Here is a 20,257-nt window from a genome sequence, read left to right as displayed (position 1 = left end):
CACGGCGCGTGTGACCACCGAAGTCGCGCAGTACACGAGGGGTAGTCCCAATGCTCTCCACCACGTCCGCCCAGCAGTGCCCGTACGCTCCGGCCGAGGACACCGACGCCGAGGCGGCCCGTGCCGGCAGGGCCGAGAGCAACGGGGGAAAGCCGACCCTGGCCTTCGACCAGAACACGCCCTACGTCGACTACGTCGGGATCGACACCCTCCTCAGCCTGCAGAACCCGCGCACCAAGGAGCCCGCGGAGTCCGCCTTCATCATCACCACCCAGGTGATGGAGCTGCTGTTCGCCCTCGTCCAGGAACGCTGGGAGGCCGCCCGGGACGCGATGGAGGGCGACGACGTCCCCGGCGCCGTGGCCTGGCTGCGCAGCGCCTGCAACGCCCAGGACGTGCTCAACAGCTCCTGGGCCCTGCTCGGGGACATGACCCCGACCCAGTTCAACCGGTTCCGCGACGCCTTCGGGGAGGCCTCGGGCTTCCAGTCGTACAGCTACCGCAAGCTCGAGTTCCTGCTGGGCAACAAGTCCGCCGCCATGATCCGCCCGCACAAGGCCATGAGCGGAGTCGTCACCGAACTCACCACTCTGCTGGAGCGCCCCAGCCTGTACGACGCGGCGCTGCGTCTGCTGCACCGCCGGGGCCTGCCCGTCCCGGACGGCAGCGCCGAGCGCGACTGGACCGCCGACTACGAACCCTCCGCCGAGGTCGAACAGGCCTGGATCGGGGTCTACTCCGACGACCGCCCCGGAAACGAGCTGTTCCTGCTGGCCGAGGCGCTGGTCGATGTCGCCGAGCGGGTGACACGATGGCGTCAGCTCCACCTGGTCGCGGTCAAGCGCACCATGGGGGGCAAGCCGGGCAGCGGCGGCTCCAACGGGCTCAACTGGCTGGCCCGCAACGCCGAACAGGACGTCTTCCCGGAGCTGTGGTCCCTGCGCAGCACCATCTGAGCGACCGCACGGCCAGCCCCGGCACCCCGCACCCAGTTCACAGCACCACCTTCGCAAGGAAGCAGGACCCGATGACGCCCACCACCCGTGAGGAGTGCGCCGCCCTGGACGCGGCCGACCCCCTCGCCGCCCTCCGCGAGGAGTTCGTCCTCCCCGAAGGGGTGATCTACCTGGACGGGAACTCGTTGGGCGCGCTGCCCCGCGACACCCCCGCCCGGGTCGCCGACATGATCGAGCGCGAGTGGGGCCAGGACCTCATCCGCAGTTGGAACGACGCCGGCTGGTGGGACAAACCGCGCACCCTGGGCGCCAAGGTGGCACCCCTGGTCGGGGCCGACCCCGAAGAGGTGGTCGTCGGTGACGGCACCTCCGCCAACCTGTTCAAGACCCTGGTGGCGGCGTTGCGCCTGTCCGACCGCAGAGTGGTGCTGGGTGAGGCGGGCAACTTCCCGACCGACCTGTACGTCGCCGAGGGGGCGGTCGGCCTGGCCGGCGCCGAGCAGCGCCGGATCGACCCCGACGGCCCGGAACTGGCCGAGGCCCTGGCCCGGGGCGACGTCGCCGTCCTGCTGCTCAGCCACGTGGACTACCGCAGCGGTGTCCTGCGCGACATGGCGGGCATCACCCGGCTGGCCCACGAGCACGGCGCCCTGGTGGTCTGGGACCTGTGCCACAGCGTCGGCGCGGTGCCCGTCGACCTGTCCGGCAGCGGAGCGGACTTCGCGGTGGGGTGCACGTACAAGTACCTCAACGGCGGCCCCGGCGCACCCGCCTTCCTGTACGCGGCCCGCCGCCACCACGCCGCCGCGGACCAGCCGCTCAGCGGCTGGCACGGGCACGCCCGCCCCTTCGACTTCACCCCCGACTACGAACCCGCCCCGGGGGTCTCCCGCTTCCTCAGCGGTTCGCAGCCCCTGGTGGCCGACGCCGCCCTGGAGGCGGGGCTGGACGTGTGGGCCAAGGCCGACCTGGCCCAGGTCCGGGCGAAGAGCCTGGCCATGACCGACCTGTTCCTGGCCAGGGCCGCCTCGGTGGGCCTGGCGTCGATCACCCCGGCCGAGCACGACCGGCGCGGCAGCCAGGTCGCCCTGCTCCAGCCGGAGGAGGGCGCCGGTTACCCGATCGTGCAGGCGCTGATCGAGCGGGGCGTGATCGGTGACTTCCGCGCTCCGGACGTCATGCGCTTCGGATTCACCCCGCTCTACCTGCGCTACGTGGACGTCTACGACGCCGCGACCGCCCTGGTCGAGGTCGTGGCCTCGGGGGAGTGGCGTGCCGAGCGCTTCAACCGCAGGTCCCAGGTGACCTGACCCCGACTCCCCGGCAGGGCAACCCTCCGGGGAGTCCTTGACGTTCACCTGGTACGGGGCACCCGCACGTGACCCCGTCCATTACCACGATGACGTTTCCTTTGCCGTAGCGTTCTCCCCCCGGCCCGTGCCGACCGGGTCCCGTTTCCGTGACCTACTGGCGCGTATGTGGCCTCTCAGCCGGTTCTGACCCGCCCGGCACCACTCGTACCGGTTTATGACGAGGACCACTCGCGGGCCTGTCCGCCGTCCTCGGACAGGCCCGCAAACCCCTGTCACCAGGGGTTTTCGTGTTTCCGGGGCCATTTGCGAGCGGCAGCAAATCGTAATTGTCCAAATACGTATTGTCATTTTACTCGGAATCCTTCGGCACTTTGCCAAAGCCTGGGTTAGTGTCCTTCGTGACCGGTTCGTTATTGACCTTTGGCGAACCGGTGCCGAGCCCTTGACCGGCCTGCGTGCCGCAAGGGAATCGAGACCCCGTTGTTTCTCTCGGGGAGCGAGCAGCGCGAATCCACGCGCAGCTGTCCGGCGGAGCCGATCCGGCCCCCCGCTCCCACCCGCCACTCGCCGCCAGCGACGCGGGACGCCCCATGGCATGACCCCGGCCCCGGAGTGCAGACCTGTGCGCCCGTGTGCCCTGACGCGTCATGCCCCGGTCTTCTCGGCCTCTGTCGTCAACCTGGCTAATACTTCATGAGCAACGAAACTCCCATTCAGCACGGCGAAGTCACCGCGACCTACTTCTGGGACGACGGTTCCGGCATCAACGGTGACACCGGAGCTCCCGCAGGCGGCGAGCCCATGCAGAAGGGCCTCTTCTCCAGCCCCAGCTGGCCCCTGGGCACCGAGGGCTACATCGTCCACGAGGGCGAGCAGTACGACTTCTTCATCGGCGACCGCGGCCCGGGCGTCCCCTCCCACGACTGCGACGTCCTCCTCGACATCGACGGCAAGACCTTCGCCGACATGATGGGTGAGAGCTTCGACGAGCAGACCCTCGTCGTCAGCGGCGGCAACGGTCACGCCGAGGTCGAGTACTACATCACCGAATGGGGCGACGGTCACGGGACCGAGGGCGCTCCCCACCCGTTCCAGCAGCCCGGGAACAAGTGCGAGAACGCCGTCTCCCCCATCCCCGAGGAGCACCTCCCCCAGGAGGAGTCCGAGGAGGAAGAGGAGGCTGAGGCGACCGAGGAGGAGACGGCCGAGGAGGAGTCCACCGAGGACTCCGGCGACGAGAACTCCGAGGACGCCGAGGAGCAGGAGCAGCAGGACGAGGCTCCCGCCACCGACGAGCAGGAGGACTCCGACACCGGCGTCACCGCCGAGACCGCTGCCAACGACCTGTCCGGCTTCGGCCTGATGGGAGCCGAGGGCACCCCCTCCGCCGCCGGTCTGCTGACCCTGGCGATCATCCCCGCGATCCTCGTCGCCCTGTTCTTCGCCTGGACCCGTCGCCCCGCCGGCGCCCACGCCGGTGCCGACGACGACAGCGGCAAGGGCCTGATGGCCGCCGGCACCGGACGCCACGGCATCAGCTCGCTGATCGACAGGCTGCGCCGCAGGTAACGCAGAACCACCCCCGGCCCCACCCGGGTCATCCGTGACCCCGGGAGTCCGTCGAGCCAGGTGTTCCTCCTGGCGGGGGAACAGAAGACTCCCGAAGGGGCAGGTCTCCGGGGGGGAGCGGGCAGGGCCACCAGGGGCCGCGGTCACCGACCGCGGCCCCTGGTGTGTCCGGTGCGCCCGCAGGCCCGTGCTCCCGGGAGCCGGAACGTTCAGAGGTCCCCGAGGAGCAGGTGGGGGCGTTCCACGCAGTCCGCGACCAGCCGCAGGAAACCGCCCGCGACGCCGCCGTCGCACACCCGGTGGTCGAAGGCCAGGGTCAGCTCCACCACCGGGCGGGGGCGCACGTCGTCGCCGACCACCCACGGGCGGCGCAGGATCCGGCCCACACCGAGGATCGCCACCTCCGGATGGTTGATGATCGCGGCTGACCCGTCCACGCCGAAAACCCCGTAGTTGTTCACCGTGAACGTCCCGCCGCCCAGGTCGGCGGGGGCGAGCACGCCGCTTCGGGCGGCCTCGGCGCGCTCGCCCAACCGGGCGGAGAGCTCTCGGGTGGTCAGGGAGTGGGCCCCGCGGACCACCGGGACCACGAGACCGCGCGGGGTCTGCGCCGCGAACCCCAGGTGCACGGCCTCGTGGCGCACCAGTTCCTGGCGGGCGGTGTCGAAGTGCGCGTTGAGATCGGGGAAACGGGTCAGGCCCAGCAGCGCGAACCGCGCCACCAGGGCCAGGACGCTCACCGGCCGGTCCGGGGCTGTCTCGTTGAGCTGTTCGCGCAGCTCCAGCATGCCGGTGGCGTCGGCGTCCACCCACACGGTCGCCTCGGGGATCTCCCGTCGGGACCGGGACAGGTGCTCGGCCATGCTCCGGTGCGCGCCGCGCAGCGGGACGCGGTGGGTACCGGGTTCGGCGGGCGGGGGACCGACGGCGGGCGAAGGTGCGGACGCCTCGATGCGGGCCCGCACGTCCCGGCGCAGGACCAGGCCGTTCTCCCCACTGCCGTGCAGCTCCGCCACGTCGATCCCGTGTTCCCTGGCCAGTCGCCGGACCAGCGGAGACACCACCCGGGTCGGTTCCTTCCCGGTGGTTCCCTCCCCTCCGGGCAGGGGTTCGGCGGGGGTTGCGGGCGGGCCACCGGTCGCCGTTGACCGGGACGGCCCGCCCTCCCCGCGGGCACGGCGGCGTGTGGACCGCGTGCCCCGTCCCGTGCCGTAACCCACCAGGACGGCTCCCGAACCCGCGTCACTTCCGGCGGCGCCGTTGCCGCCCGCGGGTCCGGGGTCCTCCCGTGCGTCCGGCACGGTGGTCCGTGTGTTCGCCGGGGCCCCGTCGCCCGGCTCGGAGGGGGCAGCGGCCGGTGCGACGGTGATCAGGGGCGCGCCGACCGCGACCACCTCGCCCACCGCGCCGTGCAGCCCGGTGACGGTGCCACCGTAGGGGGAGGGGACCTCCACCGAGGCCTTGGCGGTCTCCACCTCGGCCACGGGCTGGTCCACGGCGATCTCGTCACCGACCGCGACCAGCCAGGAGACGATCTCCGCCTCGGTCAGCCCCTCGCCCAGGTCGGGGAGGGAGAAGGCGGCGGCGCCCGCCTCGCTCATCCGCGGTCCTCCGTCCACTGCGACTCCCACTGCAGGCGGTCCACCGCGGCCAGGATCCGATCGACCCCGGGCAGGTGGTGTTCCTCCAGCTTCGGCGGCGGGTAGGGGACGTCCAGTCCGCCCACCCGCAGCACCGGGGCCTCCAGATAGTGGAAGCACTGCTCGGTGACGCGCGCGGCCACCTCGGCCCCGTAACCGCCGAAGACCGAGGCCTCGTGCACCACCACCGCGCGGCCGGTGCGCCGGACCGAGGCGGTCACCGTGGCGTCGTCGAACGGGGCCAGTTGGCGCAGGTCCACGACCTCGGCCTCGCGCCCCTCCGCGGCAGCCTGCTCGGCGGCCTCCAGGGCGGTCTCCAGCATGGGGCCGTAGGCGATGAGTGTGAGGTCGGTCCCCGAACGGCGCACCACGGACCGCGCCATCGGCTCGGTGCGCACCGGGAGCCCCACGGACTGCCTGGCCCAGTAGCGCCGTTTGGGTTCCAGGAACACCACCGGGTCGTCGCAGGCGATCGCCTCGCGCAGCATGGAGTAGGCGTCGGCGGGGGTGCCGGGGGTGACCACGCGCAGCCCGGGCGTGTGCGTGTAGTAGGCCTCGGAGGAGTCGCTGTGGTGCTCCACGCCGCCGATGCCGCCGCCGTAGGGAATCCTGATCACCACCGGCAGGGCGAGGGCGCCGCGGGTCCGGTTGCGCATCTTGGCCAGGTGCGAGACGACCTGCTCGAAGGCGGGGTAGGCGAAGGCGTCGAACTGCATCTCCACCACGGGCCGCATCCCGTACATGGCCATGCCGATCGCGGTGCCCACGATCCCGGACTCGGCCAGCGGCGAGTCGAAGCACCGCTCCTCGCCGAAGTCCGCGGTCAGGCCGTCCGTGACCCGGAAGACCCCGCCCAGCGGGCCGACGTCCTCCCCGTAGACCACCACGTCGGGGTCCTCGGCCAGGGCGTCGCGCAGGGCCTGGTTGAGCGCCGCTCCCATGGTGGCCTCGGGTTCCGGCGGGCTCGTTGCGCCTGGTGCGGCCGATGCGCCCGAGGCAGCCGGTCCGGTTGCGGCGTCCGATGCGGTGGGGGACGTGTGCGCCATCTCAGACCTCCCGAAGTTCCTCCGCCAGGTCCCGCCGTTGTCGTTCCAGTGCGGGGGGAACGGTGGCGTACACGTCGGTGAAGAGGGAGGCCGGGTCGAGCCGGTCCTGCCCGGCCATCCGTTCGCGGACCGTCCCGGCGACCCGTTCCGCGTCGCGTTCGTAGATCTCCAGGAGGCCGTCGTCGACGATCTGCTCGTTGCGCAGCAGGGCCTCCAGACGGATCAGGGGGTCGCGCTCGGACCAGTAGGCGACCTCGGCGGGGTCGCGGTAGCGCTGCGGAGCGTCCGAGTTGGTGTGCGGGTCCACCCGGTAGGTGAGCGCCTCCACGATCGCGGGACCGTGTCCGGAGCGTGCCTCGGCCAGGGCGTGCGCGACGACGGCGTGTACCGCGGCGGCGTCGTTGCCGTCCACGTTGTACCCGCGGATGCCGTAGCCGACGGCCCTGTGCGCCAGGGTGGGGGCCGCGCTCTGCCGGTGGACCGGGACGCTGATCGCCCAGTGGTTGTTCTGGATGAGGAAGACCACGGGGGTGTTCCACACGGCGGCGAAGTTGTAGGCCTCGTGTGCGTCGCCCTCGCTCGTGGCACCGTCGCCCATGAGGACCAGGGCGGCCACGTCGCGGCCCTTGCGCCGGGCGGCGTAGGTCAGGCCGACCGCGTGGGAGGCGTTGGTGGCCAGCGGGGTGCACTGGGGCGCGCAGCGGTAGTGGTGCGGGTTGTAGCCCGAGTGCCAGTCGCCGCGGAAGAGGGTGAGCGTCTTCACCGGGTCGACCCCGTGGGTGACCATGGCGACGCTGTCCCGGTAGCTGGGGAAGAGCCAGTCCTGCTCGGACAGTGCCAGCACCCCGCCGACCTGGGCGGCCTCCTGACCCTTCGAGGACGGGTAGACCGCGAGGCGGCCCTGCCTGGCGAGGGTGCTGGCCTGCTGGTTGAAGCGGCGTCCGATGACCATGGCCCGGTGGAGTTCGGCGAGCACGGCGTGGTCGGGAGCGGTGAACGAGGAGTGTTCGTGACGTCGGCCGTGTCGGTCCACCAGGCGGACCGGTTCCTGGGAGGGCAGGGGAGGAACCGGACGAGATCGCTCATCGGTGTGCTTCATGTCTTGAATATGAGGCGAATCACCCCATATTGTCGATGGCTCCACGCCGATGCTGGACGAACTGCTCGGTAGGACCCCTCAAGTCACAAATCATCTAACTTGTCCATGATACGGACGGTATGAGGTAAGACACATGGCCGTGCAGCTGGACGACACCGACCGTCGGATCATCGCCCTCCTGCGCGACGACGGCCGTATGTCCATCCGCGCCGTCGCCGAACGCGCGCACATCTCCCGGGCCAACGCCTACTCCCGCCTCGAACGCCTGCGCGACGAGGGGGTGATCAGGGGCTACACCGCCGTCATCGACCCCGAGAAGTACGGCACCGCGCTCTCCGCCTACGTCTCGGTGCGGATCGAACAGCACTCCTGGGAGAGGTTCCGCGGCTACCTGCGCGACATCCCCGAGGTCGACCACGCCGCCCTCGTCTCCGGCGACGTGGACCTCCTCCTGCTGGTCCGGGTGGCCGACGCCGCGGCCCTGCGCACCTTCGTCCTGGAGCGGCTCCAGCGCCTGCCCGAGGTGAAGAGCACGCAGACCATGTTCATCCTGGACGAGCCCCACCTCCAGTAGGGATCGTTCTCGGTGGCCTCCCAGACAGGGACCATTTCACTCGGGATTGGCCCTTGGGCGCCCCGGTCCATTCGACAGAATGGACCCATGCACGAGTACCGCGTCGTCGACGCCTTCACCGACCGTCCCCTCTACGGCAACCCCGCCGCCGTCCTCGTCCTGGACGAGCCCTACGCCGACTCCTGGGCCCAGGGGGTCGCCGCGGAGTTCAACCTCTCCGAGACCGCCTTCGCCCGCCGGGTGGAGGACCCCGACGCCGACTTCGAGCTGCGCTGGTTCACCCCGGCCACCGAGGTCGCCCTGTGCGGGCACGCCACCCTGGCCACCGCGCACGCCCTCACCGAACTCGGTGTCGCGGGTCCGTACCGGTTCACCACGCGCAGCGGGATCCTGACCGTCGAGCAGAGGGACGGCAAGCTCTGGATGGACTTCCCCGCCCGCCCCGCCACCGGGATGGAGGCGCCGGAGGGGCTGGCGCAGGCGCTCGGCGCCGAGCCGCTGTGGGTCGGCCGCGGCGGTACCGACGACCTCCTCGTCGAACTCGCCGACGAGGCCGCGGTCCGGTCCCTCGCCCCCGACCAGACCCGGCTCTCCGGGATCCGCGCCCGCGGGGTCATCGTCACCGCACGCGGAGAGGACGGACCCGACATCGTCTCCCGCTTCTTCGCTCCCAGCGTGGGCATCGCGGAGGACCCGGTGACGGGCAGCGCGCACACCGTCCTGGCCCCGTTCTGGGCCGAGCGCCTCGGCCGCACAGAGCTCCTCGCCCACCAGGCCTCCCGGCGCGGTGGTGACCTGCACCTGCGCCTGGCAGGGGACCGGGTCCTCATCGGTGGCGACGCTGTTACCGTCGCGACCGGAAACCTGAACCTGTGAGGAGGCCCCGTGGAGCAGTGGAGAACCCGGGAAGATATCAACGCCGCGCGTGAGCGGCTGGAGGCCGGGCACGAGGGCTGGCGGCGTCCCGCGGCCTACGGGGTGGGCGTGCACCGGGACGGGGAGACCGTCTTCGGGCTGACCAACGTCGGTACGAGCCCGCTGCCCGCCGTCGTCCTGGCCGTCGAGTGCGGGCACGCCTCCGGCACCGCCACCTACGAGCTCACCCCCGACCGTCTCGGTGCGGCCATCGGCGCCCTGGCCCCGGCCGGGGCCTGCGCCGAGCTCTAGCACCCCAACCTCGTGGAGTGGAAGAGGCTGGCCGCGGAGATCGGGGAGAGGGGCGGGCAGCCGGTGGCGGTGTTCGTCGCGGACCTGGAGGACACTCCGGTTGACCAGCACGACCGGGCGTTCCGGGCGGCTATCGCCTGATTCGTTCTGTCGGAGCGGAGCCGCTTCCCGCCGGATTCCCGGTTTCACCCGTACGGTGCTCCCGGATCCGGTAAGAATAGTTCCACGACACCCCCCACCCCCCTCCGTGGAGGTGTCGGGGCGCGGTCTGACCGGAGGTCCCCTTACTTCCGGACGGACAGCGTCCTCCCAGTCGGTCGGTGCGGTACCCCCTCCTGCCCGGCTGACGGCCTCTGGTGGTCGGGGCGGGACCCCGAACCCGCTCCGACCACAGAGGTCCGGGAGCCCGGGGCGCGGGAAAACCCGCTGCCAGGGGCCGAACCCCGGGGCGGCCCCAGAGCCCTGGGGGCTCTCCACGGCCGGGGGCACAGGTCCCCCGCGACATGCCCCTTCGTCGGCCGCGCCGGTCGGGTTCGGGCCCTTCTCCGCCGTGCTCCTGCTGCCGGGGGCGATTTCGGCACCGAACCCGCCCCCGGCAGCAGGATCATCACGGGTTGGCCGTTCTCGGAAGCAGCGGACACCCCGACCGGGAGGGTTCCGGACACCTCGGAGCGGTTGAGGGCAGGGGGCGCTCCCTGCAGGGAGGACGCCGGGTGCGCATCGCCTCGGCTCCGCCAACCGGTCTGTGGAAGGCGTTGCCCGCCACCTCACCGACACCCGACGCGCGCCGGGGGAAGGGGCCCCTTCCGCTACCCTCGCAGCGGGAACGGAGGAGGAGACCTGAAACAGACGGACGGGCGCCGCGCCAAGGGCGAACTGCGCCGCAGGGCACTGATCGAGGCCACCCTGCGCGTCATCGAGCGCGACGGGGTGGCCGGAGTCAGCCATCGCACCGTCTCCCAGGAGGCGGGGCTGCCCACGTCCGCCACCACCTACTACTTCACCGGGCTGGGAGACCTCCTGGCCGCCGCCCTGACCAGCGTCATGGACGAGGACTCCGAACGGATGCGCCGCCTGTCCGCCGGCGGCGACCGCCGACGCGACCTCGCCGAGCTCCTGGCCAGGGTCGCGGCCGAACCGGGCCGCCTGCTCGCCGAGTACGAACTCTTCCTGCTCGCCGCGCGCCGCCCCCACCTGCGCGAGTCCACGGACGCCTGGCTCGCCGCCGTGGGGGCGTTCGCGCACTGCTACACCGACGACCCCGTCCGGGCGCGCGTCGTGACCGCGGTGATCGACGGTGTCCTGCTGCACACCCTGCTCGGCGAGACCAAGCCGAGCGCCGACGAGTTCGAGGCGATCCTCACCGACGTGCTCCCCGAGCCCCCACAGCACTGATACCCCGGGCACGATGGGACCGGCTGCGTACGAGGACCGTGCGGACCCCCGGTTCAGGCGTTCCGGTCCAGCGGCCCGGTGACGTCGGCGGCCCGGTCCAGCAGGGCCGCGACCTCGGGGCCCTCCCTCCGGCCGACCAGGGCCAGCAGACCGAGCAGTTGTTCGCGGACCCCGGCGAGCAGGCGGGGGAGCTCACCCAGGGGCAGTGCGACGTACGAATCCCGGTTCTCCTGGGACAGGTGCACCCCGTCCCCGGTGAACTCCTGGATCACACCCGGATCGTGGCCCATCCACACGGGTTCGCGGTCGAGCAGGCCGGACCAGTCGCGCCAGTCCTCCAGACCGGAGCAGCAGCCCGGGTCCACGACGGCCCCGCCGCGGACGGCCGCGCGCAGGCCGCCGGGTACCGGGGCCGCCTCCTTGCCGAGGAGCTCACGAGGCGTCTCCACCCTGCCGTACCGGCTCCACACGCGGAGGAAGGCGTCCAGTTCGGCGGGGGTGAGGTCGCCGGACAGCGGCAGGAACGTGCCGTCGAGGAGGTTCAGGACCGGTTCCAGCCGGGGGGAGTTCACGAACGCTCTCCGATCAGGGTGTGGATGTGGTCGGCGGCGGCCCGGGCCCCGTCCGTCCCGGCCAGGTGCCGGCGCAGCTCGCGGGCGCGGGCGCGCAGGTCCGGGTCGTGCAGCACGGACTCGAAGGCCCTGCGCAGCGGCTCGCCCCGGGCCTGCCGGGGGGTGAGCCCCACCGCGCTGCCGAACCGCACGCACTCGTCGACGTGCCAGCGCTGTTCCATCTGCAGTCCGATTCCCACGAACGGTTTGCCCGAGGCGGCAGCGGTCTGCACGGTGCCCTCCCCGCCGTGGATGACGGAAGCGTCGATCAGGTCGCCGAGCAGGTGCGCGGGGAGCAGGTCGAACACGTGCACGTGCGGCCCGAGCCCGGTGCGGTCCCCGGGCCGCAGGTAGCGGGCGACCGGTGCCAGGACGGTCACCGGGAGGCGGGACAGCTCCCGCAGGATTCCGAGCACGATCTCCCGGTCGGCGGAACTGCCCATGGCGAAGTACACCACCGGCCGCCTCTGTCTCCTGGCCCTCCCGGCCAGCTCTTCCACCTCGGCGGGCACCTCCTCGCCCAGGTGCGCGTACACGGGGCCGACCCAGTGGTGGTTCGGGGGCAACAGGTAGGGCCGGAACCGCAGGGACGCGACGAGGTTGAGGTCCCCGTCCAGGGCCTCGACGGTGCGGCGGGGCAACCGCACCCCGTTCTCCCGGGCCACCCGGGTCCACCCTCCCGGTTTGGCGGTGGTGTACCGGGCCGCCTCGCGCAGCAGGTACGCGGCTCCGGCGTTGACGGTGCGGGCGAGGCGGCCGCGCCCGCCGAGCACCGGCACCGCACGGGTCTGGCGCAGGTGCGGCCACGAGTACGCGAACGGCTTGACGTAGACCAGGGGGATCCCGTCGGCACGCGCCGAGACGAACTGGCTGAGCGTGCTGCCGATGACGGTCGCCGCCGGGCGCAGCAGGTGGTTGAGCTCCCGTTCGCTCGCCACCCGGGCCCGGAACACCCCGGCGGTGAACGGGTGGCTGACACCGCGCCCCCGGTCGAAGCGGATCGCCTGGTCGGCCTGTTCCTCGGTGAGCACCGGGCTCAGCGGGCGGTACTCGAACCCGGCCGCCTCCACCAGGTCCGCGTACCTCTCGGAGTACCCCGCGAACACGCACTCGTGCCGGCCCCGCAGGCAGCGCGCCACCTCGATCGCCCGGGTCGTTTCGGCGAGGTTGAAGGTCTCCGGGGCGAACAGGACGGTGCTCACGGCGGAACTCCTTGTCTGGGAGGGCTTCTGCGCAACCTAGCCCCGGGACGGGAGAAGGGCAACGGACCTCCCCGAGGCGGCGTCCGTCCGGGCCCGGGACGGGGCGGGTTGTGCACAGGGTCGGAGCGAGAACCTCGCAGAAGTCCTAACCTGGCCGGGAAGTGACGTCTCAGCGATACGGGGGAACCGATGGCGCAACAGCGGGGGAACGGCGGCCAGGGGCGCCGGCACGGCGGCGGTGGCGGCCGTGGCGGCGGCGGTGGCCGCAAGCCCGAACCCGAACCCATCCGCGGGGTGCGCGACGAGGCCCGGCTCTCCGAGGAGCTCCTGAAGATGAACGGCGCCTCCTACGGGCGCTACAAGTCCCTCAAGGGCGACTGGGACTTCGGTGACTTCACCCTCACCGTGCAGCGGGTCCAGGCCGACCCCTTCGCTCCGCCCTCGCGGATCCGGATCCTGCGCCCCGACGCGGGCATCCCGGCCAGCGCCTACACCGACCCGGTCCGCCGCCGGGCCACCGCCGACCACCTGGGGCGGCGCGCCCGCCGACTGCTGCGGGGCTCCCTGCTCAAGATCGACACCGGCGGCCAGGAGGTCATCGCCCGGTCCTCCTGCCAGGTCACCGAGGAGGGCGCGCTGGACCTGCGGATCGGCCTGGACCTGCCCGGGCACGGGCGCCGGATCGACGGCCGCAGCGCCGAGCGCGAGCTCTGCCGCACCGTCCCGGAGCTGGTCGACGACCTCGACTGGGACGAGATCGACCAGAAGGAGGCCGAGGCCTTCGCGGACAGTGTGGCCGACACCGTCGCCCTGCGCGATTCCCTCGACAGCCGTGGCCTGGTCGCCTTCGTCGCCGACGGGGCGGTCCTGCCCCGGCGCAGCGGGGTGAGCGACGAACCCATGGCCGGTGAGGCGGTGGTGCCCTTCTCCTCGCCCGAGAGCCTGCGTGTCAGCGTGGACCTGCCGCACCGGGGCACCGTGACCGGCATGGGCGTGCCCGAGGGCATCACCCTGATCGTCGGCGGGGGGTTCCACGGCAAGTCCACCCTGCTGCACGCCCTGGAGCGCGGCGTGTACGACCACGTGCCCGGGGACGGCCGCGAGCTGGTGGTGACCCGCGCCGACGCGGTCAAGATCCGGGCCGAGGAGGGGCGCCGGGTGGAACGGGTGGACGTCAGCCCGTTCGTGCGCAACCTGCCCACCGGCGCCGACACCAGCGACTTCCGCACCGAGAACGCCTCCGGTTCCACTTCGCAGGCGGCCAACATCTGCGAGGCGGTGGAGGCCGGATCGCACACCCTGCTGGTTGACGAGGACTCCACCGCCACCAACCTGATGATCCGCGACGAGCGCATGCAGGCCCTGGTGCACGGCGACCGGGAACCCCTGGTGCCGTTCATCGACCTGGTGCGCCCCCTGCACCGCGAACACCGGGTCTCCACGGTCCTGGTCATGGGCGGCAGCGGTGACTACTTCGACGTCGCCGACCAGGTGATCATGCTGGACTCCTACCACCCGCACGACGTCACCGAGCGCGCCCGCGCCCTGGCGCACGAGCGCACCGACGCCCGGTTCGCACTGCCCCGCGCCCGCGTCCTCGACCCCGGGTCGGTGGACGACCGCACCGACCGGGGACGCGGCAAGCTCAAGCGCCGCGACATGGACGTCCTGGTCTTCGGGGAGAGCGACGTCGACGTGCGCTCGGTGGAGCAGTTCGTCGACCCGAACCAGATCACCGGGGCGGGGCTGGCCCTGCGCGCCCTGACCCGGGGGCGGCACCTGGACGGGACCCGCACCCTGGCCGAGGCGCTGGACTCCCTGGAGGAAGCCCTGGCCGAACAGGGGGTCACCCTGCTCGGGGACGACTTCGGCGGCGACTACGTCCTGCCGCGCCGCCACGAGATCGCCGCGGTCCTCAACCGCCTCAGAACCCTGCGGGTGGCCGGTCAGCGATGAACCTCCGACGTTGATGCACCGCCGGGGATCCGGGAGCCGGGCCGCGCAACGCCGCGCGGCCCGGCGCGGCCCGGGCCTCCGGCGGGCACGGGCCAGGAGCGGCACGGGCCCGGGTGTGGCCGTGCTCACCTCCGGGGGGTCGGGGTCCGGCCCCACCCGTTCCGGGTCGGTATTGTGGAAAAGCAGGGCACAGCGACCCCGTCGAGTGCCACGAGGCACCTTCCCGGCAATCCGGAACGGATGCGTCGCACCCCCTGCGGCCCCGACCAGTTTTGGAGACGAGAACCCGGTGCGTGACCCCGCAGACCTGTACGAACTCCATCCCGGCTTCGACGACGTCACCGGTCTGGCGATGCTCGTCTGTCTGGACGGTTTCGTCGACGCCGGAAACGCCGGCCAACAGATGGCCGAGGCGCTGTTCGAACGGTTCACCGCCGAGGAGGTCGCGGTCTTCGACACCGACCTCCTGGTGGACTACCGCTCCCGCAGGCCGCCGATGACCTTCGTTGAGAACGCCTGGACCGAGTACAGCCCGCCCAAGCTGGCCCTGTACCGGATGCACGACGAGGAGGCGAACCCCTTCCTGGTCCTGCACGGCCCGGAGCCCGACCGTGAGTGGGAGGCCTTCGTCGCGGCCGTCCAGGAACTGGTCGAGCGGTTCGCCGTCTCGCTGTCCATCAGTACCCACGGCATCCCCATGGCGGTTCCGCACACCCGGCCGGTCACGGTCACCCCGCACTCCACCCGGCCCGAACTGGTGGCGGGGCACACCCCCTGGATCGGACGGGTCGAGGTGCCCGGGAGCGCGGTCTCCCTGCTGGAGTACCGCCTGGGGGAGAAGGGCCACGACTTCGTGGGCTACGCCATCCACGTGCCCAGCTACCTCGCCCAGTCCACGTACCCGCGGGCGGCCATCGCCGCCACCGAGTACGTGGCCGGGGCCACCGGCCTGGCCGTGTCCACCGAGGACCTGGAGGAGGTGGCCGGAGCCACGGACGTGGAGATCGCCGAGCAGGTCGCGGCCTCCGAGGAGATCCAACGCGTGGTCGCCAACCTGGAACGCCAGTACGACGACATCATGTCCTCGCGCTCGGACGAGGACGGCGGGACCGTTCCGCTGTCCGACGACGGGTCGGGGCTGCCCACCGCCGAGGAGCTCGGCGCGGAACTCGAACGCTTCCTCGCGGAACGCGAGGGAGACGGAAACGGATGACCGTGTTCTACCAGATCCTCTTCAGCTCGGTCCTGCGCCACATGGACGCGGAGAAGGTCCACAAGCTGAGCTTCGCCGCGCTGCGCGGTGTGACCGCAGTCCCCGGCGTGGCGGAGGCCATGGGCAGGGTCCTGGGGCCGCGGGAACCCGAGCTGACCGTCCACGCCCTGGGCCGGGAGTTCCCCGGGCCGCTGGGTATGGCCGCCGGTTTCGACAAGAACGCCGAGAGCCCGTGCGGCCTGGCCGCCCTGGGCTTCGGCTACGTCGAGGTGGGCACCGTCACCGCCCACCCGCAGCCGGGCAACCCCAAACCGCGCCTGTTCCGGCTCGTGGCCGACCGTGCCATCGTCAACCGGATGGGTTTCAACAACGAGGGGTCGGCGCTGGTCGCCGAACGCCTGCACCACCAGCGCCGGGGGCCGGTGGTCGGCGTCAACATCGGCAAGACCAAGGTGACACCCGAGGCCGAGGCTCCCGCCGACTACGCGCTGAGCGCGCTGCGGCTGGCGCCCTACGCCGACTACATGGTCATCAACGTCAGCTCGCCCAACACCCCCGGACTGCGCAACCTCCAGGGCGTGGAACAGTTGCGTCCCCTGGTCGCCGCGGTCCGCGAGGCCCTCGCCGAGGCGGGCCGTCCCGAACTGCCGCTGCTGGTCAAGATCGCCCCGGACCTGGCGGACGAGGACATCGACGCCGTGGCCGACCTGGCCCTGGCCGAGGGGTTGGACGGCGTCATCGCCACCAACACCACGATCTCCCGTACCGGGTTGGACACCCCCGGCACCGAGGTCGAGGCGGCCGGCGCCGGGGGGCTGTCGGGCGCCCCGCTCAAGGAACGCTCGCTTCAGGTCCTGCGCCGTCTGCGCTCCCGGGTGGGTGACCGGGTGACCCTGGTCGCGGTCGGCGGTATCGAGACCCCCGAGGACGCCTGGGCCCGTATCCGTGCCGGCGCCACCCTGGTCCAGGGCTACACCGGGCTGATCTACGGCGGTCCGCTCTGGCCCCGGCGCATCCACCGCGGCCTGGTCAGGCTGGTCCGCGCCGCCGGGTACCGGTCCATCCAGGAGGCCGTGGGCTCGGACGCCCCGGCACCGGCGCTGAAGGTGGTCCCGGAAGCCCCCGGGGCCGACTGACGCACGAAACCGGATCGACGGCTCAGCGCCCGGATCCGATGTCCTGCGACGGCACGGGGGCGGAGGCGGGGACCCCCGCCTCCGCCCCCGTGCCGCTTTCCGGCCGCCGACCGGGTCTTCTGCCATGGCCCTCCCGGCACCCCGGCCTCACCAGTCGCCGTCCCAGTCAGGCGGGTAGACGTTTCCGGGTTCGGGGCCCCCGATCGCCTGGCTGCTCGTCACGAACACGTAGTCCTGTTCGCGCAGCCGCTCGACGATCTCCGGAACGGCCGCCAGAGTGGGGGCCAGGGGGTCGTGCATCAGCACCACGGCCCCCGGCTCGACCCGGGAGAGGACGTTCTCCACGATCTGGTCGCGGTCCAGCCCCTCCCAGTCCCGGCTGTCGACCGTCCACGCCACCTCGGCCATGCCCTGGTCCGCGATCTCCGCGTGCACCCCTTCGCCGGTGGCACCGAAGGGCGGCCGGAACAGCTCCACCGTGTGCCCGGTCTGCCTGCGGACCATCGCGCTCACCGCGGCCGTCTGACCGGGAAGGGCCCCGGGGTCCATCCTGTTCATGTGCTCGTGCCGGTCCCCGTGGCTGGCGATCTCGTGCCCCTCGGAGTAGGCCCGGCGCAGCACGCCCGGACGGGTCAGGACCGGGTCGCCGTTCAGGTAGAACGAGGCCGTCACCTCTTCCTCGGCGAGGATGTCCAGCAGGTGCGCCGTGGCCTCGACCGGGCCGTCGTCGAAGGTCAGGGCCACGCACTTGGTCTCCCCGTCGTAGCAGTCCACGTCGGGGCCGCCCGCGGTGAAGGTCCCGGGCGGGGCGGCGCCGGAGCCCTGCCCGACACCCTCCGCCCCGGGCAGGGCCAGGTCGGCCCCGTCCACCAGGGCAGCCTTCCGGGCCCGCTCTCCCAGATCCGAGAGCAGCGGCGCGGCCTCCTGGTGGTCGACCACCACGGTCTTGCGTCCGGGGGCGCTGTCCGGCACGTGACCCTCGACGGCCGGTGACAGGTGCCCGTCGTCGAACTCCACCACCAGGTCTCCGGTGCCGTTGAAACCGATCGAGTCATAGGTCCGCAGCACCGGGTGCAGACCGTCGGTGTCCACGTCCCCGTCGTCGGCCAGGTCCTCGCGCGCGATCGCGTTGAGCTCGGCCAACTCCTCCTGCCCGGCCAGTAGTTCGGTGGAGCGGGCCGTGGCCCCCGTGCGGGCGTCGTACCAGTACGTCGCGTAGCCCTCGCGCAGGCCGTGCATGTCCTCCTCGGTACGGACCAGCCGTACCCCGAGGACGCCCCCGCCGGCGGCCACCAGTTCCCAGCCGATGTCCAGGCCCACCGGGTCGCGGGTGCCCGCGCGAAAGTCCTGGACCTCCTCGTCCACACGTGCCGCCAGGCTCTCGGTGAACGCCTCGGCGTCCTCGAACTCCGGGTGGGCGACACTGACCCGCACCCCCTCCGGCCGGTACGGGTGGTCCGTGAAGTCCCCGGCGTCGCCGCGCCACTCTCCGACACCCTCGCGGGGCCCGTCCGCCAGCACGGCGAGCCGATCGGGGTCCTCCCCGTCAGCGACCCGGTTCCCGCAGGCGGCCAGTGCGAGGGCCAGCACTACCAGCAGGGCACCGGGTCGGAGCGGGCGGGTCCCCGGGCGCGCCCGGGGGACGGTCCGGTCCGGTTGGACTCTCCTCGACGACAAAACCCGACTCCCTCGTCCGGAGGTGCTCGCACGGCTGCTGGGAGCAACATAAGGGAGAACGGACCCTGCCCCGGGGCGGTGTCCACATGTGGACACCGCCCCAGGTCGGAAGTGTTCCCTCAGGTCACTTCCTCTCGCCCGCGTCCTCCTCGGTGTTCTCCGCCCCGTCCTCCGCGGGTGGTTCGGGTACGCCGTCGACGTAGACCTCGCCGGGCTCGGTCGTGCCCAGCAGCTGCGACACCGTGACCATGGTGTAACCGCGTTCGTCCAGTTCGCGGATGATGTCGACCGAGGCGTCGATGGTGGTGTCGTGGATGTCGTGCATCAGGATGATGGCGCCCTCGGACGCACCGTTCACGGCGCGCTCGCGGACCACGTGCGCCTTGCGGTCCTTCCAGTCGTTGGTGTCCACGCTCCACAGGATCTGTGCCAGCCCCAGTTCCGCGGTGAGCTCGGCGACCCCGTCGTCCGTGGCCCCGTAGGGCGGCCGCATCAGGTCCATCGTGTAACCGGTCTCCCGGTACACCAGGGCCTGGGTCGTGTTCAGGTCCGCGCGGGCCGAACCGGTTCCGAGCGTCGTCAGGTCCGGGTGGCTCAGCGTGTGGTTGGCCAGCTCGTGGCCCTCCGCGTAGGTGCGCCGCACGATCCACGGGTTCTCCATGACCGGATGCCCGGTGACGAAGAAGGTGGCCCGGGCGTTGTGCTCGGCCAGGGCGTCCAGCAGCTCGGGGGTCCGTCCGCCGGGGCCGTCGTCGTAGGTCAGCGCCACGCACCTGGTGTCGGGGTCGGTGCAGTCGACGGAGTCCTCACGCGGGAGGAGTACGCCTGGTGCCGCTGCCTCGGAACCGTCCTTGTCCGCCTCGGGGGCCTCGGCCACCGAGAACTCGCGTACGCCCGTGGTCGCGGCCTCGCGCACGCGCAGCCCGAGTTCGGAGAGCAGGCCCTGGGCCTCGTCCCGGTCGATCACGGCGTGGACGCGGCCCTCGGAGGCGGGGGCGACCTGTCCGGAGTCGAACTCCACCACCAGGTCTCCGTCGGGGTTGAACCCCACGGAGTCGTACAGGGAGCTGATCGGGTGCAGGGCGGCGGGCGCGGCGGCGGTGTCCGACACGGCCTCGCGCACCCGGTCGTTGAGTTCGGCCAGCTCCTGCTGCCCGGCGAGCAGGCGGCTGGAGCCGTGGACCGCGCCCTTGCCGGTCTCGTACCAGTAGGTGCTGTGGCCCTCGCGGGTCTCCTCGGAGTCGGTTTCGGTGGTGGTCATCCGGACCCCCACGATCCCGCCCTCCGCCGCGGTCAGCCCCCACTCGCCGACGAACGAGCGCGCACCGGGGTTCGCGGCCTCGAAGGCGTGCGCCTGGGCGGTCAGGGTGCGGTCCAGGAAGTCCGCCAGGGGTTCGGCGTTGGGGATCGCCGGGTAGCTGACGGCGACGTCGCCCCCGCCCTCGTAGGCGATCTCGGTCTCGGTGAGTCCGGGGATCGCGGCGGGGTCCACGACGGTCAGTTCGTCGGGTTCACCGGTGGCGGGGAGGCGCACGTCCTCCTCGGGCTGTTCGGCCGTCCTCCGGACCTCGGCGGTGTCCTCGAGCAGGCCCGGGGGTCCGGCCGCCGACAACACCAGTCCCAGTAGGACGACCATCGCGAACGCGACCGTGAGTAGGGGCCGGTCGGGGGACATGGTCGGACGGTCTTGCTGCTTCACCTGG

General features: G+C 72.1%; 18 protein-coding genes. 11 read left to right on the top strand and 7 right to left on the bottom strand.

Annotated features, from left to right (window positions below; genetic code table 11):
• Positions 1-50: 50 nt before the first annotated feature.
• The 3 genes from AC0VYD_RS18420 to AC0VYD_RS18410 all read left to right on the top strand — a co-directional run bounded on the left by AC0VYD_RS18420 (position 51) and on the right by AC0VYD_RS18410 (position 3,838).
• A complete protein-coding gene (locus tag AC0VYD_RS18420) occupies positions 51-956 on the top strand; it encodes a tryptophan 2,3-dioxygenase (RefSeq protein ID WP_475476730.1) in 906 nt (301 codons plus the stop codon).
• Between the two features lie 71 nt (positions 957-1,027).
• Positions 1,028-2,266, top strand: coding sequence for a kynureninase (gene kynU / locus AC0VYD_RS18415; RefSeq protein WP_475476729.1), 1,239 nt, complete (start codon positions 1,028-1,030; stop codon positions 2,264-2,266).
• 696 nt (positions 2,267-2,962) lie between these two features.
• Positions 2,963-3,838 (top strand): hypothetical protein, encoded by an 876-nt coding sequence (locus AC0VYD_RS18410; protein WP_475476728.1) that lies wholly within the window; start codon positions 2,963-2,965, stop codon positions 3,836-3,838.
• A gap of 209 nt (positions 3,839-4,047) precedes the next feature.
• Here the strand turns inward: AC0VYD_RS18410 and AC0VYD_RS18405 are convergent, their stop codons facing one another.
• The 3 genes from AC0VYD_RS18405 to AC0VYD_RS18395 form a co-directional block, all read right to left on the bottom strand.
• The gene (locus AC0VYD_RS18405; protein ID WP_475476727.1) at positions 4,048-5,439 is read right to left on the bottom strand and encodes a dihydrolipoamide acetyltransferase family protein; all 1,392 of its coding nucleotides are present in this window, start codon (positions 5,437-5,439) and stop codon (positions 4,048-4,050) included.
• Complete coding sequence (locus AC0VYD_RS18400; RefSeq protein WP_475476726.1) at positions 5,436-6,419, bottom strand: alpha-ketoacid dehydrogenase subunit beta; 984 nt, start codon at positions 6,417-6,419, stop codon at positions 5,436-5,438. Before AC0VYD_RS18400 ends, AC0VYD_RS18405 begins: the two co-directional genes overlap by 4 nt.
• A 106-nt stretch (positions 6,420-6,525) precedes the next feature.
• The gene (locus tag AC0VYD_RS18395; protein WP_475476725.1) at positions 6,526-7,623 is read right to left on the bottom strand and encodes a thiamine pyrophosphate-dependent enzyme; all 1,098 of its coding nucleotides are present in this window, start codon (positions 7,621-7,623) and stop codon (positions 6,526-6,528) included.
• 133 nt (positions 7,624-7,756) lie between these two features.
• On the opposite strand from AC0VYD_RS18395, the gene AC0VYD_RS18390 reads away from it, so the two are divergent.
• The 5 genes from AC0VYD_RS18390 (at position 7,757) to AC0VYD_RS18370 (ending at position 10,759) form a co-directional block, all read left to right on the top strand.
• The gene (locus tag AC0VYD_RS18390; RefSeq protein WP_452541599.1) at positions 7,757-8,197 is read left to right on the top strand and encodes an Lrp/AsnC family transcriptional regulator; all 441 of its coding nucleotides are present in this window, start codon (positions 7,757-7,759) and stop codon (positions 8,195-8,197) included.
• Between the two features lie 87 nt (positions 8,198-8,284).
• Positions 8,285-9,073 (top strand): PhzF family phenazine biosynthesis protein, encoded by a 789-nt coding sequence (locus tag AC0VYD_RS18385; RefSeq protein ID WP_475476724.1) that lies wholly within the window; start codon positions 8,285-8,287, stop codon positions 9,071-9,073.
• A 9-nt stretch (positions 9,074-9,082) separates the two neighbouring features.
• On the top strand, positions 9,083-9,364 hold the full coding sequence (locus AC0VYD_RS18380; RefSeq protein WP_475476723.1) for a hypothetical protein: 282 nt from the start codon (positions 9,083-9,085) through the stop codon (positions 9,362-9,364).
• Positions 9,365-9,376: 12 nt separating this feature from the next.
• Positions 9,377-9,505, top strand: a complete 129-nt coding sequence (locus AC0VYD_RS18375; RefSeq protein WP_475476722.1) for a hypothetical protein — start codon at positions 9,377-9,379, stop codon at positions 9,503-9,505.
• Between the two features lie 789 nt (positions 9,506-10,294).
• Positions 10,295-10,759 (top strand): TetR/AcrR family transcriptional regulator, encoded by a 465-nt coding sequence (locus tag AC0VYD_RS18370; protein ID WP_191272497.1) that lies wholly within the window; start codon positions 10,295-10,297, stop codon positions 10,757-10,759.
• A 53-nt stretch (positions 10,760-10,812) separates the two neighbouring features.
• Here AC0VYD_RS18370 and AC0VYD_RS18365 read toward each other — a convergent pair whose 3' ends face one another.
• Together AC0VYD_RS18365 and AC0VYD_RS18360 are read right to left on the bottom strand one after the other, a co-directional pair.
• Complete coding sequence (locus AC0VYD_RS18365; RefSeq protein ID WP_475476721.1) at positions 10,813-11,331, bottom strand: hypothetical protein; 519 nt, start codon at positions 11,329-11,331, stop codon at positions 10,813-10,815.
• Positions 11,328-12,572 carry a glycosyltransferase gene (locus AC0VYD_RS18360; protein WP_475476720.1) on the bottom strand — a complete coding sequence of 415 codons (1,245 nt, stop codon included), beginning with the start codon at positions 12,570-12,572 and terminating at the stop codon, positions 11,328-11,330. The genes AC0VYD_RS18365 and AC0VYD_RS18360 overlap by 4 nt, the downstream gene beginning before the upstream one ends.
• Before the next feature lie 189 nt (positions 12,573-12,761).
• On the opposite strand from AC0VYD_RS18360, the gene AC0VYD_RS18355 reads away from it, so the two are divergent.
• The 3 genes from AC0VYD_RS18355 (at position 12,762) to AC0VYD_RS18345 (ending at position 16,877) form a co-directional block, all read left to right on the top strand.
• A complete protein-coding gene (locus AC0VYD_RS18355) occupies positions 12,762-14,528 on the top strand; it encodes an ABC-ATPase domain-containing protein (protein ID WP_475476719.1) in 1,767 nt (588 codons plus the stop codon).
• Between the two features lie 289 nt (positions 14,529-14,817).
• Positions 14,818-15,741, top strand: a complete 924-nt coding sequence (locus AC0VYD_RS18350; RefSeq protein ID WP_473038756.1) for a PAC2 family protein — start codon at positions 14,818-14,820, stop codon at positions 15,739-15,741.
• Positions 15,738-16,877: a quinone-dependent dihydroorotate dehydrogenase gene (locus AC0VYD_RS18345; protein WP_475476718.1), complete on the top strand. Its 1,140-nt coding sequence runs from the start codon at positions 15,738-15,740 to the stop codon at positions 16,875-16,877. Before AC0VYD_RS18350 ends, AC0VYD_RS18345 begins: the two co-directional genes overlap by 4 nt.
• 147 nt (positions 16,878-17,024) lie before the next feature.
• On the opposite strand, the gene AC0VYD_RS18340 is transcribed toward AC0VYD_RS18345, so the two are convergent.
• Together AC0VYD_RS18340 and AC0VYD_RS18335 are read right to left on the bottom strand one after the other, a co-directional pair.
• Positions 17,025-18,554, bottom strand: a complete 1,530-nt coding sequence (locus AC0VYD_RS18340; RefSeq protein WP_475476717.1) for a polysaccharide deacetylase family protein — start codon at positions 18,552-18,554, stop codon at positions 17,025-17,027.
• A gap of 124 nt (positions 18,555-18,678) precedes the next feature.
• On the bottom strand, positions 18,679-20,229 hold the full coding sequence (locus AC0VYD_RS18335; RefSeq protein WP_475480303.1) for a polysaccharide deacetylase family protein: 1,551 nt from the start codon (positions 20,227-20,229) through the stop codon (positions 18,679-18,681).
• Positions 20,230-20,257 lie beyond the last annotated feature (28 nt).

This window comes from Nocardiopsis sp. iso_40 (genome assembly GCF_056173285.1).
Note: the sequence above shows the minus strand (reverse complement) of the source record. Positions and strands in the feature narration are given on the sequence as shown.

Excerpts from the sequence above, each read along its gene's own strand:
- AC0VYD_RS18345 (WP_475476718.1), top strand. The coding sequence starts at position 15,738 with ATGACCGTGTTCTACCAGATCCTCTTCAGCTCGGTCCTGCGCCACATG.
- AC0VYD_RS18405 (WP_475476727.1), bottom strand. The coding sequence starts at position 5,439 with ATGAGCGAGGCGGGCGCCGCCGCCTTCTCCCTCCCCGACCTGGGCGAG.
- AC0VYD_RS18420 (WP_475476730.1), top strand. The coding sequence starts at position 51 with ATGCTCTCCACCACGTCCGCCCAGCAGTGCCCGTACGCTCCGGCCGAG.
- kynU (WP_475476729.1), top strand. The coding sequence starts at position 1,028 with ATGACGCCCACCACCCGTGAGGAGTGCGCCGCCCTGGACGCGGCCGAC.
- AC0VYD_RS18400 (WP_475476726.1), bottom strand. The coding sequence starts at position 6,419 with ATGGGAGCGGCGCTCAACCAGGCCCTGCGCGACGCCCTGGCCGAGGAC.
- AC0VYD_RS18355 (WP_475476719.1), top strand. The coding sequence starts at position 12,762 with ATGGCGCAACAGCGGGGGAACGGCGGCCAGGGGCGCCGGCACGGCGGC.
- AC0VYD_RS18410 (WP_475476728.1), top strand. The coding sequence starts at position 2,963 with ATGAGCAACGAAACTCCCATTCAGCACGGCGAAGTCACCGCGACCTAC.
- AC0VYD_RS18395 (WP_475476725.1), bottom strand. The coding sequence starts at position 7,623 with ATGAAGCACACCGATGAGCGATCTCGTCCGGTTCCTCCCCTGCCCTCC.
- AC0VYD_RS18390 (WP_452541599.1), top strand. The coding sequence starts at position 7,757 with ATGGCCGTGCAGCTGGACGACACCGACCGTCGGATCATCGCCCTCCTG.
- AC0VYD_RS18385 (WP_475476724.1), top strand. The coding sequence starts at position 8,285 with ATGCACGAGTACCGCGTCGTCGACGCCTTCACCGACCGTCCCCTCTAC.
- AC0VYD_RS18335 (WP_475480303.1), bottom strand. The coding sequence starts at position 20,229 with ATGTCCCCCGACCGGCCCCTACTCACGGTCGCGTTCGCGATGGTCGTC.